Raw genomic sequence first — 15,221 nt, 5'->3', positions numbered from 1 at the left:
AGGTGTGGATCAATCACAGCACCTGGCCTCTTTTTATCTCTTGCCTTTATCCATCCGTTTCAGCAGATCAGCCATCATCTCAGCGGGATTAAACATTTCATCTTCTTCATAGTTTGTTTCCTTGAGAATATTTACCTCCTGATTAATCCGCTCCATTTTCCTATCCAGCGCACTTGCCGTATCTGCAGCTTCCTTCAGCTCAAGCATCAGCTTTTCAGGAACGTTGCCGTTATATTTATAATAGATTTTGTGTTCAAGACTGGCCCAGAAATCCATCGCAATGGTTCTGATCTGCATCTCAACGTTCACATTCACAGTGCGGTCAGACATGAAAACCGGTATCTGCAGAAGCAGGTGAAGACTCTGATAGCCGTTTGGCTTCGGATGTTTGATATAATCCTTCACTTCGATCACCTGAATGTCCGCCTGTTTCTGAATCATCTCACTGATTTTGTATATATCAGAAACAAAGGAGCAGGTGATACGAATTCCTGCCAGGTCCTTGATCTCCTTTTCAATCGCCTCAAGTGACAGCGGCAGTCCCTTCTTCTGTATTTTTTTCACCACACTATCCCCGGATTTTACGCGTGTATTCACGTGCTCAATCGGGTTATACGTATGAATCAGCTGGAACTCCTCTTTCAGAATGTTCACCTTTGTACTGATCTCGTCCAAAGCAAACTTATAAGTCGCACGAAACCGCGTGATTTCTTTTCTGAGGCGTTCAAATTCTTCTTTTGAAATGGGCTGATGAAGTTCTGTCATGTTGTTTCCTCCGTAAGTTGCTGTATTTTCAGCTTTTTTATTATTTATACTGGCTTTTCAAGCATTTGGTTGCACGGATTGATTGATTTTTTGTGGAAGTTTGACAATGATGTGAAGTCATGAGCGAAGAAAGTCAGCATCTTTATAACAAAAAACCGCAGAATCTCCTCTGCGGCTTTCACTCATGAATGTTTTCTGATCTTATTATGATGCCGTCCGATTGGCACAACAAAAGGGGATCCTGAGATCGGATCTTTCATGACGGAGCATTTCAGTCCAAAGATCTCTTCAATCAGCGGGCTTGTAATAAGACTAGACGGATCACCTTCTGCGATCAGTTTTCCTTCGCGCAGCGCAAAGATATGGTCTGCATAGCGGGCTGAAAGGTTGATATCATGCAGCACCATCACAATCGTTGTACCGTATTTACGGTTCAAGTCTGTTAGCAGATCCAGAATTTCGACCTGATAGGTAATGTCCAGGTATGTCGTTGGCTCATCAAGAAACAGAATATCTGTCTGCTGGGCAAGCGCCATGGCGATCCAGACGCGCTGTCTCTGGCCGCCTGACAGCTCATCAATATGACGGTCAGCGAATTCTGTGATGTTCATGATATCCATTGCCTCACTCACAGCCTCATAATCCTTTTGGCTCCACCCCTTCATAAATGACTGGTGTGGGAAGCGTCCGCGGCCGACTAAATCTGTCACTGTAATGCCTTCAGGTACAATCGGTGTCTGAGGAAGCAAGCCTAGCACACGTGCCAGTTTCTTCGGTGGGATCTTCTGGATCGGTGTCCCGCCGATTGTGACTTCACCGGCTGTCGGCTTGATCAGTCTCGCCATCGTCTTTAAAAGGGTAGACTTTCCGCAGCCATTGGCCCCAATGATGATACTGATTTCGTTGCTTGGAATTGTGACATCAATGTTATGAAGAATCGGCGATTGGTCATATCCGGCAATGATGTTGTCAGCACGGAAGGTATGTGTCTGTTTCATTACAAGTCTCCTTTTTGATTCATTCTGATCAGCAGATAGATCAGATACGGTGCCCCCAGTATACCTGTAATAACGCCTACAGGATAGCGTGCAGTAAAGGCGAACTGACCAATCAGATCAGAAGCAAGCACCAGAATAATACCTACCAGCCCGGCAGGAATTGTGCCTGAAAATCCTGCACCCACAAGTCTTTTAGCAATCGGCCCGGATAAAAAGGCGATAAATGCAATCGGTCCTGTCGCTGCAGTGGCTAAAGCAATGATCATGACAGAGCTGACAACGAGTAAGAGTCTTGTCCGGCTTGTGTTGATCCCAAGCGAAGTCGCTGCCTGTTCACCAAGCTCAAGCATATCGAGCCGCCTGCTGAGGGCAAGAATAATCGGTGTGAAAATCAGAACCGTTACCATTAACGGGTACAGCCCTTCAGTCGTTACGCCGTTCAGACTTCCTGTCAACCATCTCATCGCCGTCGGAATATCATTTTCCTGTCCGATGAGAAGGAGGTAAGATATGACTGCATTGAGCATTGCCTGTATCCCGATGCCAACAAGAATTAATCGGCCAATTGAAAATGAAGTGCTTTTAGACAGAGTGAAAATAACGAGTACTGTAACCAGTCCTCCGATCACAGAGGAAACAGATATAAATGTACTGCTGGCCTGCAGTACGATAATACTGAATACAGCGGCAGCACTGGAACCTGCAGTAATTCCGATAACATTCGGGTTAGCGAGCGGATTTCTCAGCATGGTCTGAAATACATGACCGGCTACGCCAAATGCAAAGCCTGCAAACACACCGGCAATCATTCTTGGGAGCCGGATCGTTCCGACTGCAAAGGATGCACCGCTGACTTCTTCACCGATCAGAACGCCGATTACTTCTCTGACCGGGTAAATTGTATTACCAAGCATCAGCATAGCGCCGCTGAGCGCCAGTGCCAGTATGGTAAGGATAGCTGTGACAGTCAGAAACCTCCGCTGCCTTTTTATTCTTCCTGATTTTATAGGCTGAATCAATTCATTATTCATCATAATGCACGCATTTTCGCTTTCATTGTAATTAGAATGAGTACAGGTGCGCCAACAAATGCTGTAACCACCCCGACCTCAAGCTCACCCGGACTGCCAAGCACGCGTCCGGCAACATCTGAAATACTTAAAATAATGGCACCTGAGATCGCAGACATGGGAATCATAAAGCGCAAATCCGGTCCAATCATCAGCCGGATCAGGTGAGGGGCGAGAAGACCGATAAATCCGATCGGCCCGGCAAGCGCAGTAGTTACACCGCACAGCATCACGCCGCCAAGCGCTGCAATCAGTCTGAGTGTTCCTGTCTTTACACCAAGTCCTTTGGCAGCTTCATCACCTAAGGCAAGCGCATTCAGTGCAGGTGCTGTGACAACAGCAATGATCAGTCCAACGACGAGAAATGGAATAAAAATCATCACTGAATCCCATGTGCCGGCACCAACACTTCCTACCTGCCAGAATCTGAACTGGTCCATTACGCTCGAACGGGGGATCATCACTGCCATCACAAGGGATGACAAGGCAGCACTTGTCGCAGCACCCGCTAAAACGAGCTTAAGGGGCGTGGCACCGCCACGACCCATTGCACCAATTCCGTATACAAATATAGCAGTCAGGATCGCACCTGCAAGGGCAAAAACAATAAACTGTGCTGCACTGTTAATGTTAAAAAATGCGATTCCGCAAACGACGAAAAGTGCAGCCCCGGTATTCACACCGAGTATACTCGGGTCAGCAATCGGGTTCCGGGTAACGGATTGAAGCAGGGCCCCGGATACACCAAGTGCTGCGCCGCACATAAATCCGAATACGGTTCGCGCAATTCTCTGCCGTACAACATTTGCCTCGTGGGTCTGGACATCGGCGCTAAATAAACCAGTTATGATATCACTCATTGCCAGTGCCCGTGACCCGAATGCAAGTGAAGCAAATATACATACCGCTAACAGTACAAAGGATATAACCAGCAGCTTAATGAAGTTTTTTGGCATATGCCACTGTTTCTGTGCTGTAACGGAAAGGTTATTCATCTTATTGCTCTAGTTTGCTTACAGCTTCTGACATCAGTGTAAGGTACTCATCAATCGTGTACTCGATTGACAGTGTGCTTGGTGTGCCTGATGCTGCAAGCGGCGTGTTATCACCGATGATCACAACAGAACCTCTTTCAATCGCCGGTACCTGGCCAAGGATTGGATCATTTTGTAATGCTTCAAGTGTATTCTCATCGCCATATGAAACAAGTACCTCAGCATCATTCAGCATATCTGCATTTTCTGCGCTGGCTTCAATGTAAAATGCATTCGGATCAGCAAATTCACTTGTAATACTTTCAGGGTACTCCATCCCGATTTCCTCAAGGAACGCACCGCGTGGATCCTCATTGGAATAAACAAAGAATGAAGACAGGTCAGCAGCATTAACACTTAAGAATGCGGCTGTTTTTCCTTCGAACTCCGGGTACTCTGCAACTTTGTCAGCAATCAGCTGCTCTGTATCAGCAATCAGCTGTTCACCTTCTTCAGCCATACCCATCGCCATTGAGTTGTAGGTGACTTGATCGCGCCATGAAGAAACCCATGGAGCTTCCTGGTAAGCCACAACCGGTGCAATCTGACTTAACGTATCGTATTCTTCCTGCGTCAGCCCTGAGTAAGCAGCAAGAATCACGTCAGGGTTCACATCAGCGACTGCCTCAAAATCAATGCCGTCCGTATCCTGGAAAAGAACCGGTTCTTCTCCGTCTAATTCTTCAATTGCTTCAGCTGTCCATGGAAGGATACCGCTGTCATCCTGTACACCATAATTTGCAGCTGAAAGTCCGACAGGCATAACGCCAAGTGCAAGTGGTACATCATGGTTTGACCATGCCACTGCTGCGACACGCTCAGGCTTTTCTTCAATCGTGGTTTCTCCTAATGCATGTTCAATCACAATCGGGTATTCACCTGAAGTTGTTTCAGTCGTTTCTGTACCCGTATCTTCTGATGTATCTGTCTCTTCAGAAGCTGAATCATCTGAACAGCCTGCAAGCGCAAGCATCAATAATGCTGAAATTGAAAATGTAAACAGTGGAGACTTTACTTTAAATGCCATGATCTCTATTCCTACCTTCATTTTAATTAATTGATAACAATTATCATTATCATTACTTTAGACCGGATGTTGTAACTTGTCAATTATATCTTTGAAATGAATGCAACACTTCATGCCATTCAAAAGATGGGAATGTTCACAATTAGGTCTGAATAAAAAGTTCTGATGCTTAGACTGAATCAATCAGCATGACAGTCACACAATCCAATTCTCTTCATACCTATAAATACCAGACCTTTTCTGAAAAAAGGAGCATGTCACGATGGGGATCTCTACAGGAGCGCAGTACCTTAAACGAATGAATCAATTAAAAACGAATATTTTGCTGGATGGCAGCCTGATCACTGGCAATCTTTCAGATCATCCAGCCTTCAAGGGTGTGATGGCGAGTCAGGCGAAGCTGTATGACCTGCAGCATCAGCCTGACTTAAAAGACTTGATGACATTTACCACCGATCAGTCCAGCCTGAGTGGAACTTCCTTTTTAGAGCCGAAAACAAAAGAGGATTTAGAAAAAAGAAGGCGGATGATTCAGGTGTGGGCGAAGAGCCATGCCGGAATGATGGGAAGGTCCCCGGATTATATGAATACGATTCTGATGGTGCTGAATGCCGCAGCTGACCTGTTTTCTGCTGAGGATGAAAAGTGCGCACAAAATATCAGGAACTACTATTCGTATGTGAGGGATAATGACTTATCTTTAACCCATGTATTTGTCAGTCCGCAAAAAGACCGCTCAAAAAAGGCAGAGGGGGAGGGTACTGCTGCGCGGATGGTGAAGAAAACCGCAGACGGCATTGTGATTAACGGCTCCCGCATTTTAGCGACGCAGGCCGGAATCACTGATGAAATCCTGGTTTATCCGGTCCCTTCAAACTCAGATGATGAAGCTTTTTCCTACGCGTTTGCGATTCCGTGTGACACGCCGGGTTTAACATTTATCTGTCGTGAGTCTTTTGCTTATAAGGATTCTCATTATGACCATCCGCTTGGCTCCAGATATGATGAAATGGATGCGATTGTGCTTTTTGACAACGTGCTTGTACCCTGGGAGCGGGTGTTTTTGCATGGAAATTCGTTTGTGAAAAACCTTTTATACAGTCAGAGCCATATGCTTGAACATACAGCTCACCAGGTTGTATCAAAAAATGTGGTGAAGACGGAATTTATATTAGGAACCATCCAGCTGATCATCAATAGCATCAATATCAGTGAGTATCAGCATATCCGTGAAAAGTTCTCTGAAGTGGCCATTGCGCTTGAGGCAATGAAAGGGTTTTTGTTTCAGTCGGAGCATAACGCAACAATCAATCAGTGGGGTACGATGACGCCTGACCCCAACCCATTGCTGGCAGCGGTAAATTACTACCCGAAAATCTACCCGCGCTTCATCGAAATCATTCAGCTGATCAGTGCGAGCGGACTTGTGGCCATTCCTTCTGAAAAGGACTTTAAAGAAGATACTGAGGGCGTCCTGCTTCAGCATATGCAGTCAGCGAATCAGGATGGCTATCAACGGGTAAAGCTGTTCCGCCTGGCATGGGATTTGTCGATGAGCGCGTTTGGTTCGAGGCAGAAATTATATGAACGCTTCTTTTTCGGCGATCCTGTAAGGCTGGCTGATCAGTTATATGGCAGGTATGACAGAGGGGATTCGGTTGAGATGGTGAAGGATTTTCTGGGCGGAAAGTAGTTTGATTACAATATAAGAGACCGGGAGCTATGCTTCCCAGCCCTATTTGTGAGCGCTGTTTTCTTCTAAGTGTTTTTCATAAGCCGTCGGGACTTTATCTACTCCTGATGAATATACAGAACTTCTCTTATGAATTTCGTTTAATAAATATAGCCCTCTGAATAAGGAGCCAACAATGATACCAAAAGCAATCAGACCACCGATCAGAGGTCCCAACATCAATAATATAAAACCAAGAATCGTTGCCAGTACAATTGAAAAGAGTAAATGCGCCACGTGTTCATCATTCTTTTGTTAAATTATAGGTATATTATGTAATTAAAACGATTGTATCATATCGGAATTTTGAATTAATGTACAAATGAAATCTTAGTGCATCGGAGCGGAAGGCGGTGACTCCGGGACGATTAGTTGGAAGCTGAGACCCCGCAGGCGCGCAGCAATGAGGAGGCTCAGCAACAACCTTCCGGAAAGCATCCACCTGAAGCGCAGCGAAACGATTAAAAAGCTCAAGCTTTAATAGAACTAAAAAAGAGAAAAGCCCAATCAGCTTTTCTCTCAAATCTTTATTTGATTACCGAAAATCCCTGCTCTTCATTCACACCATTTTTCTCCGCGAATTCATTCAGCAGATCACGAACCTCATCAGTCGTCTCCGTCTCCATCAGACGGTTTCTGAGCTCACTTGCCCCGCGGAATCCACGTACATAGATCTTGAAGAATCGGCGAAGCGGTTTGAATGCACGCGGCTCAAGCTCTCTTGAATACTTGTCATGCAGATCAAGCTGCAGACGAAGCAGATCAAGCAATTCCTCACTCGTATGCTCTTTCTTTTCTTTTTCAAATGCAAAAGGATTATGGAAAATCCCGCGCCCGATCATCACACCGTCAATCCCATACTGCTCAGCAAGTTCAAGACCCATCTGGCGGTCCTCGATATCACCATTAATCGTAAGAAGTGTATCCGGTGCAATCTCATCGCGTAGCTTTTTGATCTCAGGGATCAGCTCCCAGTGCGCCGGCACGCTACTCATCTCTTTTTTCGTACGCAGGTGGATCGACAGGTTGGCAATATCCTGTTCAAGAATATGCTTCAGCCAGTCATGCCACTCATCGACATTCGTATAGCCAAGACGCGTCTTCACGCTAACCGGAAGACCTCCCGCTTTTGCTGCCTGGATAATTGCAGCTGCAGTCTCTGGATGACGGATCAGGCCTGAACCTTTTCCGTTTGCTGCAACGTTTTGTACAGGACAGCCCATATTAATATCTACGCCGCGATAGCCCATCTCAGCCATGCCGATGCTCATCTGACGGAAGTATTCAGGTTTGTCACCCCAGATATGCGCAACAATCGGCTGCTCATCTTCTGTAAATGTGAGTCGGCCTTTTACGCTGTCTTTTCCGCGCGGGTGGCAATAGCTTTCCGAATTCGTGAACTCTGTAAAAAACACATCAGGTCTCGCTGCTTCACTGACAACATGACGAAACACGACATCTGTTACTGCTTCCATCGGTGCAAGCACGAAAAATGGACGCGGCAACTCCTGCCAGAAATTATCTTTCATATCTATCTGAACCCTTTCTATAGAGGAAACACGTTCCCAACATTTTATATAAAATCATCAATGACTAGTTTCGCTTGACTTTGGTCTTTATATACTTTAATAGGATTTTGGGGAAAGTGCAAGGGGAGGGGGTTTAAAAAAGATGGAAGAAAACTTTTGGGGAATGTAATCGTTTCGCTGCGCTTCAGGCGGACGCTTTCCGCAGGGCCGGCGGTGAGCCTCCTCGCCGCTTTGCGCCTGCGGGGTCTCACCTGTCCGGCTTCTCCTGCTGGAGTCGCCGCCTTACGCTTCGCTGCACTTGGTAAAGTGTATTAAAAACAATATTCTCTCTTTACATGATTTATATGAATAAGTTTGTTGTGTCCTAACTAACCACCACAATCTCCTGATTATCATACAGCTTCTTCACACGTTCATTCACATTTTCCGTAATCAGGTACGTCAATTGACTTGTTGGGCAGATAATATGGTTTGATACAGTATCAAGCTTATCAGATGTCACCATTGCCAGTGTTTTAGCTGACACGTTGACCATCTTCCTTTTTACCAGTGCTTCAGAAATACTCGGTACGCTGATTCCGATATGCGGGTCGATATTATAGACGCCCATAATATAAAGGTCCGCTCTCATCGTTTCAAGTGCTTCTACTGTATCGATCCCGAGCGTAACCATTGATTGCTTGAATAACGTTCCCCCAATCATGATGACCTCGACATCCTGATGATCTTCAAGTGCCATAGCGATTGGCGGGCTGTTAGTGATGATGGTTGCTTTTAATGTAAGAGGAAGCTGGTTCACAAATTGCAGGTTTGTCGTGCCTCCATCAATTAAAATCACCATCTCATCTTTAATGAAGTCCATTGCCTTTTTAGCCAGGCTCGTTTTAATGTCACTGGATATATGCTGACGCGTTGTGAAATCCACTACCGGCGGACCTACTCTGAGGGCACCGCTGTGTACACGTTTGATCAGCCCCTGTTTATCCAGTTCCTTTAAATCTCTTCTGATTGTATCCTCGGAAACGGATAACCTGCGGCTTAAGTCTGTCGCAATGATTTTATGTTCTTCCTCTAAAATCTCCACTATCTTTTGCTGTCTTTCCTCTTTTAGCATTTGATCGATCCCCTTTGTTCATGTGGAATTGTCTATATTTTATCACAAAAAATACAAAACACGAAAATATTCGCGCATTAAACGCGTAAAAAAATGCAAAAACAGGCTTTACATATAAAATGAAAGCGCTTATAATAAATTAAACAATTAAAAACACGCACAAGGAGGCAAAAAAATGCAAAATAGAAAAATCGATATCGCGCCATCAATTATGTGCGCTGATCTTTGTAACTTAGAACAAGGTGTTAAAAATATAGAAGAATTAGGGCTTGAGCTTTTACATGTTGATGTAATCGATGGATACTTCAGTCCAAGCATGCCCCTAGGCATAGATACGATTAAACAATTAAAAACACGCACAAACATGAAGTTCGATGTGCATGTGATGGCAAAAGATAATGAGTACTTCATTCAGGAAATGATTCAGATTGGTGCAGAGCAGATTACATTTCACTTAGAAACAAGTAATCACGTCGACAGACATCTGCAGCTGGTGAAAAAAAGCGGACTACGTGCAGGTATTGCTTTGAATCCTGCAACCCCACTTTCAGAGCTTGAATACATTCTGCCATATTGCGATACAGTACTGCTGATGCTGATCAACCCTGGATTTGCAACAGATAAGAATGAAAAGCAGGTTGCATACGCTGTTCAAAAGGTAGAGGATCTTCGTCAATTAATTGATGAAAAAGGCCTCGATACACGTATTGAAGTCGATGGACGCGTTTCATTTGAGACGATCCCGGAACTTGTAAGAGCAGGTGCAGACATTCTGGTGGCAGGTAGTACAAGCCTATTTGCTAAAGGACAGAGCCTTGCAGAGAACAAGAAGCTGATGGAAGAACAAATTAAAAAAGGTCTACTTGAGGAGGTAAAGTAAATGACTCAATATCAGGAATCTGTAAAAGACATTACAAATGAACTGGCGGACACACTGCAACATGTAAATGAAGAAGATGTAGTGCTTTTAATGAAGGAAATTAGTCAAGCGGATAAAGTATTCTTCGTAGGTGTGGGACGAGTATTACTTTCCTTAAAATCAATTGCAAAAAGACTGGCCCACCTGGGTGTGAACACGTATGTTGTCGGCCAGATCACTGAACCGGCGATTACTGATAAAGACCTTTTAATTGTTGGGTCGGGTAGCGGGGAAACAGCTTTTCCGCTGATCATTGCCAAGAAAGCAAAGCAGCATAATGCAAGAGTTGCTCATATCGGTGCAAATCCTGAAAGTTCAATGAGAGAATTCTCTGATGTATTTGTGCGCATCCCTGTCAGCACGAAGCTGAACAGGCCGAATGAAATCCCATCCGTCCAGCCAATGACAAGCTTATTTGAACAAAGTCTGCTCGTACTTGGTGATACAGTGGCGCTCATGATGATTAAGGAACAGGACATTGATATGAAGAACCTTTGGGAGTATCACGCAAACCTTGAGTAGACGATAAATAGAGATAGGAGAGATTAGAACATGCAGGCATTACATTTTGGAGCAGGAAATATTGGCAAAGGTTTCATCGGCTATTTACTGAGTAAGAACGGATACGATGTATGCTTCGTTGATGTGAATCAGCAGATGATTGATCATATTAACAGCCGTAACAGCTATGATGTTGAGCTGCTGAGTGATGATCGCCGCATGGAAACAATTTCTCCTGTTTCTGCATTAAACAGCATCACGCAAACAGAAGCAGTGATTGAAAAAATTGCGGCAGCTGACGTGATCACCATGTCAGTCGGCGTTCAGAATCTCTCAAGGGTAGCGGGTGTACTCGCTGAAGGCCTGAAGAAAAGAGCAGCTGAGAGCCGAAAGAACCTGAATGTGATGGCGAATGAGAACGCAATTAATGCAAGCTCAACGCTAAAAGCAGAAATCGATAAACATCTGACAGAGGAAGAGGCAGCTGATATCAGTACCTTCACAGCCTTTCCAAATACTGCCGTTGACCGTTTGGCGTTATCGAGGCAAAGTGAAAATGGAGAGATTCCGATGGTGGAGCCTTTCTATGAATGGGTCATTGATGAGTCCGAAAAGGTGGATGATAGTCTGCCAAAACTTCAGGGCGTCACTTACACACAGGACCTGACTCCTTTTATCGAAAGAAAACTCTATATCGTGAATATGGGACATGCAGCAGCTGCCTACCTTGGATATCTGAAAGGCTGCCATACGATTAGAGAAACACTTCAACATGCAGAACTTGAAGCACAGGTAAAAGGCGCAATGAAGGAAGCAGCCGGTTATATCGTACAGACATTTCAGGCTGATCCTGAAGAGTTGGATCAATTTATTGAAAAGACACTCAGCCGTTTCAAAAACCCGCATGTAGATGATGATGTGAAAAGGGTTGGCAGAGCACCAATGAGAAAGCTCGGCCGCCGTGAACGTCTTGTTCATCCGACAGTGTCGTTATTTGAAGCGGACCATTCAACAGAACACCTGACAACAGCGATTGCAGCAGGGTTTTTGTTTGATACAACTGAAGACACGGAAGCAGTCGAACTTCAGGCATACATTGCAGAAAATGGTATTGAAAAAGCGATTGAAAATATCAGCCATATCAAAGATCAAAACCTTCAAAGTAAAATATTAAGTAAATACAATAATTTGAAAATGTCAGCGATCAATTAGAGGAGGAACACATCATGCTAGCAGATTTACTAAAAGGAAACATTCACTTCGCAAACGAAACGTCAACCTGGGAGGAATCTATTAAAGTCGCTGCAGAACCACTTTTAAGTAAGCGCTTTATTACTGAATCCTATGTGGACGATATGATTAAAAATGTTGAAATCAACGGTTCTTATATCGTGATTGCACCTGAGATCGCCATGCCACATGCCCAGAATCAGGGGGGCGTACTGAAAACGGGCATTTCTTTCCTGAAGCTTGAGAACAGCGTGACATATCCTGAAGACAAAGATGTAAAAATCCTGTTTGTTCTGGCAGCTGAAGACAGCGAAGGCCATCTGGAATTAATCTCAGATCTGTCATCATTATTAATCGATGAAGAAGTGATGGAGCAGCTGAAGCAGTCAACAGACGAAGAAGAAGTCCTGAACCTGATTGAATCGCTAGAATAAACAATGACGAAGGGGATGAATGTAAAATGACAAACGTAGCGAATGTTCCGGATTACGGTCAAAACGGCGATAAGAAACCATCAATTCGTGCAAAGATCCAGGCGATGGGCGGCTTCTTAACCAACATGGTTTTACCGAATATCGGTGCTTTTATTGCCTGGGGTATCTTAACTGCGCTGTTTATTCCGACTGGCTGGATTCCAAACGAGCAGCTTGAACAGATTGTCGGACCAGCCATTACGTACCTGCTTCCGTTACTGCTTGCTTATACCGGTGGACGAATGATTGCCGGTCAAAGAGGGGCTGTCATGGGGGCGATCGGTGCCATCGGATTGATTGTTGGATCCGATATTCCGATGTTCCTTGGGGCAATGATTATTGGACCATTAGGCGGTTATGTGATCAAGAAGTTTGATAAGCTGATTGAAAACAGAATTGCTGCCGGCTTTGAAATGATCGTTAACAACTTCTCAATCGGTATTTTAGGCTTCGGTTTAATGATCATCTCTTATTTGTTTATTGGACCAGTCATTCAATCTCTGAATGAAGCGATGACAGCAGCCATTCAGGCGCTTGTGTCGACAGGTTTCCTGCCGCTGCTATCTATTGTGAATGAGCCTGCTAAAGTCTTGTTCCTGAATAACGTGATTGACCAGGGGATTTACTATCCGCTTGGACTGCAGGAAACGGTTGATGCCGGGAAATCCATCTTCTTTACAGTCGCTTCAAACCCTGGACCGGGTCTTGGACTGCTTCTTGCATTCACGCTATTTGGTGGAAAGATAGCCAGAAGAACAGCACCGGGTGCGATTGTGATTCATTTCCTTGGTGGTATTCATGAGCTGTATTTCCCTTATGTACTAATGAAACCACTTACAATCATCGGTATGATTGCAGGGGGTATGTCAGGAATTGCAGTGTTCAGCCTATTTGATGCAGGTCTTGTCGCAGGACCGAGTCCGGGATCGATCTTCGCTTACCTGGCTCTTACACCAAGAGGAAACTTCCTCGGTATTATTTCAGGCGTTCTGGTAGCTGCAGCAGTAACATTTGTAGTTACATCCGTGATCCTGAAGCTTGATAAAAACAAAGATGAAGAAGCTGACTTCAGCAGCTCTCTTGCGAAGTCACAGTCAATGAAAGCAGAAGGAAAGCAGCTGATGAATTTCTCAGCAGAATCTGCAGAAACAAAGAACGTAAGCAAAATCTCATTTGCATGTGATGCCGGAGCGGGAAGCAGTGCACTCGGTGCAACGACTTTCAGAAAGAAGCTCCAGAAGAAGGGGATCACAGACATTGAGGTCAAGCACTACAGAATTGAAGACGTACCTGAACACTCAGATATCATCGTCGTTCACAAAAATCTATCAGATCGTGCGCGAATGGCTCATGATGATAAAAAGATTATTACGATTGAAAGTTATCTGAATGATCCGAGTCTTGATGAACTGCTGGATCAGTTGGAGAAGGAAAAAGAATAGATAGATGTGAAGACTACCCCGGCGTTATCAATTTTAACGCCGGGGTAGCTCTATTTATGATAGGCAGTGTGGGGACGGAGGTCAAATGGTCACGAAATGGCCTGTTAACCTCCGTCCCGGCAGTGCACATGTTCATTTAATTACCCGTAAAACTCCCGAACACCTTCTCGATATAATCCCCAAACCCAGTCTTCACCTCAAGCCCCTGTTCCTGCAGCTGCAGCCAGATGGCACGGTCAACTGAAGAGGGAGTGTTTTGCTGAAGCGTATCCCAATTTTCAGCACTCAATGTTGCTGTGTAACGGCTCTCCCCATATAAAACCGCAATCTGATAACCATCTGTCGTATTCACAAACAGCTCATAGTCCGTATCCCACTGCTTCAATTGCTTCTCCATCGTCTGTGTCACGTGATCAAAGAATGCGTCATTCGGCATAGCCTTTGAAGCATAACCTCTCAACATTCCTGAAGCATTCATCTTCATCTCTCCTTCATGTTTTTTAAACAAGGATCAAGAGAAACGAAAAAAATCCCTGCTGCAATGAATGCAACAGGGACCACAGTCCGTTCGTTATCATCCAAAGCCTGCGCTTTGCTGGTGGGAGCACCTTACCTTTTAGGCAGGTTGCTGTGAAGTCTTAGAGCCAGTACTCTCGTTCACTCTTGATAACCTTATTTAATTAACAGTATTATACCATTTTGAAGGCGAAATGTCTTTAAGCGGTGATCAAAATCACACCGCCACAATGCGAAATTTCATGAAAATCACATTTACAAATGCCGTCCAATGCGGCCTTCAACTCGTCAGCGACAAAGTAAAACTCATCCTCATCCCAATGCTCAACATGCGCGGCCCGGCAAGCCTCAAGTTGCTCTCTCGTCCCAAAAGCAATATCACCAATCAGCAGCTGACCGCCTGCTTTTAAATGAGATAACAGTTCACGGATAAACGTGACCTTTTCTTCATCATTCAGGTGATGAAGGGTATACGTGCTGACGATAAAATCGTATTTTTTCTCCTGAAGCGCAGGCGGCAGGCCATTTGAAATATCCCATTCCACCAGACTCGCCTCAGGCATTTTATTCTGTGCAATCGAAATCATCTCAGATGAAAAGTCCAGTCCATCAATCTGGTGGCCGTTTTCATAAAGCTTATTCGTCAAAACACCAGTACCAAATCCGATATCCAGCACATCAGCTTTTTCCTTATTCATCACAGTATTAAAAATCATATTCAATATCTCTTTGTAGCCGGCGAAAGGGTATAAATTACTTTCTTCACTTACCTTTACCGTCTGATCATAATCATTTGCCCATAAATTAAATCCAGTGTTATTTAACAAGAATGCTCCTCCTAAAATGTTCAAAAATGACGGGCATTCTCTGT

At 44.6% G+C, this 15,221-nt stretch carries 16 protein-coding genes and 1 riboswitch; of the genes, 6 read left to right on the top strand and 10 right to left on the bottom strand.

Translation table 11 applies throughout. The features are described from left to right. Window positions 1-33: 33 nt before the first annotated feature. From DH10bf12_RS03370 to DH10bf12_RS03350, 5 genes are all read right to left on the bottom strand, one after another. A complete protein-coding gene (locus DH10bf12_RS03370) occupies window positions 34-765 on the bottom strand; it encodes a GTP pyrophosphokinase (protein WP_471737200.1) in 732 nt (243 codons plus the stop codon). Between the two features lie 182 nt (window positions 766-947). Next, on the bottom strand, window positions 948-1,763 hold the full coding sequence (locus DH10bf12_RS03365; protein WP_471737199.1) for an ABC transporter ATP-binding protein: 816 nt from the start codon (window positions 1,761-1,763) through the stop codon (window positions 948-950). After that, window positions 1,763-2,797 carry a FecCD family ABC transporter permease gene (locus DH10bf12_RS03360; protein ID WP_471737198.1) on the bottom strand — a complete coding sequence of 345 codons (1,035 nt, stop codon included), beginning with the start codon at window positions 2,795-2,797 and terminating at the stop codon, window positions 1,763-1,765. Before DH10bf12_RS03360 ends, DH10bf12_RS03365 begins: the two co-directional genes overlap by 1 nt. Beyond that, window positions 2,794-3,828: a FecCD family ABC transporter permease gene (locus tag DH10bf12_RS03355; RefSeq protein WP_471737197.1), complete on the bottom strand. Its 1,035-nt coding sequence runs from the start codon at window positions 3,826-3,828 to the stop codon at window positions 2,794-2,796. The genes DH10bf12_RS03360 and DH10bf12_RS03355 overlap by 4 nt, the downstream gene beginning before the upstream one ends. Window position 3,829: 1 nt before the next feature. Beyond that, window positions 3,830-4,894 carry an iron-siderophore ABC transporter substrate-binding protein gene (locus tag DH10bf12_RS03350; RefSeq protein WP_471737196.1) on the bottom strand — a complete coding sequence of 355 codons (1,065 nt, stop codon included), beginning with the start codon at window positions 4,892-4,894 and terminating at the stop codon, window positions 3,830-3,832. A gap of 262 nt (window positions 4,895-5,156) precedes the next feature. Here DH10bf12_RS03350 and hpaB point away from each other — a divergent pair, with 262 nt between their 5' ends. Then, window positions 5,157-6,587 carry a 4-hydroxyphenylacetate 3-monooxygenase, oxygenase component gene (gene hpaB / locus DH10bf12_RS03345; RefSeq protein ID WP_471737195.1) on the top strand — a complete coding sequence of 477 codons (1,431 nt, stop codon included), beginning with the start codon at window positions 5,157-5,159 and terminating at the stop codon, window positions 6,585-6,587. Between the two features lie 42 nt (window positions 6,588-6,629). On the opposite strand, the gene DH10bf12_RS03340 is transcribed toward hpaB, so the two are convergent. The 3 genes from DH10bf12_RS03340 to DH10bf12_RS03330 form a co-directional block, all read right to left on the bottom strand. Next, entirely contained in the window at window positions 6,630-6,863 is a 234-nt protein-coding gene (locus DH10bf12_RS03340; RefSeq protein ID WP_471737194.1) for a hypothetical protein, read from the bottom strand. A 290-nt stretch (window positions 6,864-7,153) separates the two neighbouring features. After that, window positions 7,154-8,155: a tRNA dihydrouridine synthase gene (locus tag DH10bf12_RS03335; RefSeq protein ID WP_471737193.1), complete on the bottom strand. Its 1,002-nt coding sequence runs from the start codon at window positions 8,153-8,155 to the stop codon at window positions 7,154-7,156. A gap of 364 nt (window positions 8,156-8,519) precedes the next feature. Continuing rightward, window positions 8,520-9,269, bottom strand: a complete 750-nt coding sequence (locus DH10bf12_RS03330; RefSeq protein WP_471737192.1) for a DeoR/GlpR family DNA-binding transcription regulator — start codon at window positions 9,267-9,269, stop codon at window positions 8,520-8,522. Between the two features lie 175 nt (window positions 9,270-9,444). Between DH10bf12_RS03330 and DH10bf12_RS03325 the strand changes: the two genes are divergently transcribed. Genes DH10bf12_RS03325 through DH10bf12_RS03305 form a run of 5 tightly spaced genes read left to right on the top strand, consistent with a single transcriptional unit; the run spans window position 9,445 to window position 13,834 of the window. After that, window positions 9,445-10,149, top strand: coding sequence for a ribulose-phosphate 3-epimerase (locus DH10bf12_RS03325; RefSeq protein WP_471737191.1), 705 nt, complete (start codon window positions 9,445-9,447; stop codon window positions 10,147-10,149). Continuing rightward, window positions 10,150-10,710, top strand: coding sequence for a 6-phospho-3-hexuloisomerase (hxlB, locus tag DH10bf12_RS03320; RefSeq protein ID WP_471737190.1), 561 nt, complete (start codon window positions 10,150-10,152; stop codon window positions 10,708-10,710). Window positions 10,711-10,740: 30 nt separating this feature from the next. Further along, window positions 10,741-11,901: a mannitol-1-phosphate 5-dehydrogenase gene (locus DH10bf12_RS03315; RefSeq protein WP_471737189.1), complete on the top strand. Its 1,161-nt coding sequence runs from the start codon at window positions 10,741-10,743 to the stop codon at window positions 11,899-11,901. 14 nt (window positions 11,902-11,915) lie between these two features. Continuing rightward, window positions 11,916-12,353 carry a PTS sugar transporter subunit IIA gene (locus DH10bf12_RS03310; protein ID WP_471737188.1) on the top strand — a complete coding sequence of 146 codons (438 nt, stop codon included), beginning with the start codon at window positions 11,916-11,918 and terminating at the stop codon, window positions 12,351-12,353. Window positions 12,354-12,379: 26 nt separating this feature from the next. After that, window positions 12,380-13,834 (top strand): PTS mannitol transporter subunit IIBC, encoded by a 1,455-nt coding sequence (locus DH10bf12_RS03305; protein WP_471737187.1) that lies wholly within the window; start codon window positions 12,380-12,382, stop codon window positions 13,832-13,834. A gap of 136 nt (window positions 13,835-13,970) precedes the next feature. On the opposite strand, the gene DH10bf12_RS03300 is transcribed toward DH10bf12_RS03305, so the two are convergent. Together DH10bf12_RS03300 and DH10bf12_RS03295 are read right to left on the bottom strand one after the other, a co-directional pair. Continuing rightward, entirely contained in the window at window positions 13,971-14,312 is a 342-nt protein-coding gene (locus DH10bf12_RS03300) for a hypothetical protein (protein WP_471737186.1), read from the bottom strand. Window positions 14,313-14,402: 90 nt separating this feature from the next. Continuing rightward, window positions 14,403-14,507, bottom strand: a riboswitch (SAM riboswitch). A 43-nt stretch (window positions 14,508-14,550) separates the two neighbouring features. Further along, entirely contained in the window at window positions 14,551-15,177 is a 627-nt protein-coding gene (locus tag DH10bf12_RS03295; RefSeq protein ID WP_471737185.1) for a class I SAM-dependent methyltransferase, read from the bottom strand. Window positions 15,178-15,221: the final 44 nt, after the last annotated feature.

This window comes from Jeotgalibacillus sp. 10bf12, from assembly GCF_055597105.1.
The sequence above is the reverse complement of the archived record's forward strand: the minus strand, read 5'-3'. Positions and strand labels throughout refer to the sequence as shown.

What these genes read in the sequence shown, in the direction of transcription:
- DH10bf12_RS03310 (WP_471737188.1), top strand. Translation starts at nt 11,916, where the DNA reads ATGCTAGCAGATTTACTAAAAGGAAACATTCACTTCGCAAACGAAACG.
- DH10bf12_RS03315 (WP_471737189.1), top strand. Translation starts at nt 10,741, where the DNA reads ATGCAGGCATTACATTTTGGAGCAGGAAATATTGGCAAAGGTTTCATC.
- DH10bf12_RS03330 (WP_471737192.1), bottom strand. Translation starts at nt 9,269, where the DNA reads ATGCTAAAAGAGGAAAGACAGCAAAAGATAGTGGAGATTTTAGAGGAA.
- DH10bf12_RS03325 (WP_471737191.1), top strand. Translation starts at nt 9,445, where the DNA reads ATGCAAAATAGAAAAATCGATATCGCGCCATCAATTATGTGCGCTGAT.
- DH10bf12_RS03360 (WP_471737198.1), bottom strand. Translation starts at nt 2,797, where the DNA reads ATGATGAATAATGAATTGATTCAGCCTATAAAATCAGGAAGAATAAAA.
- DH10bf12_RS03350 (WP_471737196.1), bottom strand. Translation starts at nt 4,894, where the DNA reads ATGGCATTTAAAGTAAAGTCTCCACTGTTTACATTTTCAATTTCAGCA.
- DH10bf12_RS03305 (WP_471737187.1), top strand. Translation starts at nt 12,380, where the DNA reads ATGACAAACGTAGCGAATGTTCCGGATTACGGTCAAAACGGCGATAAG.
- DH10bf12_RS03370 (WP_471737200.1), bottom strand. Translation starts at nt 765, where the DNA reads ATGACAGAACTTCATCAGCCCATTTCAAAAGAAGAATTTGAACGCCTC.
- hxlB (WP_471737190.1), top strand. Translation starts at nt 10,150, where the DNA reads ATGACTCAATATCAGGAATCTGTAAAAGACATTACAAATGAACTGGCG.
- DH10bf12_RS03335 (WP_471737193.1), bottom strand. Translation starts at nt 8,155, where the DNA reads ATGAAAGATAATTTCTGGCAGGAGTTGCCGCGTCCATTTTTCGTGCTT.
- DH10bf12_RS03355 (WP_471737197.1), bottom strand. Translation starts at nt 3,828, where the DNA reads ATGAATAACCTTTCCGTTACAGCACAGAAACAGTGGCATATGCCAAAA.
- DH10bf12_RS03365 (WP_471737199.1), bottom strand. Translation starts at nt 1,763, where the DNA reads ATGAAACAGACACATACCTTCCGTGCTGACAACATCATTGCCGGATAT.
- DH10bf12_RS03300 (WP_471737186.1), bottom strand. Translation starts at nt 14,312, where the DNA reads ATGAATGCTTCAGGAATGTTGAGAGGTTATGCTTCAAAGGCTATGCCG.
- hpaB (WP_471737195.1), top strand. Translation starts at nt 5,157, where the DNA reads ATGGGGATCTCTACAGGAGCGCAGTACCTTAAACGAATGAATCAATTA.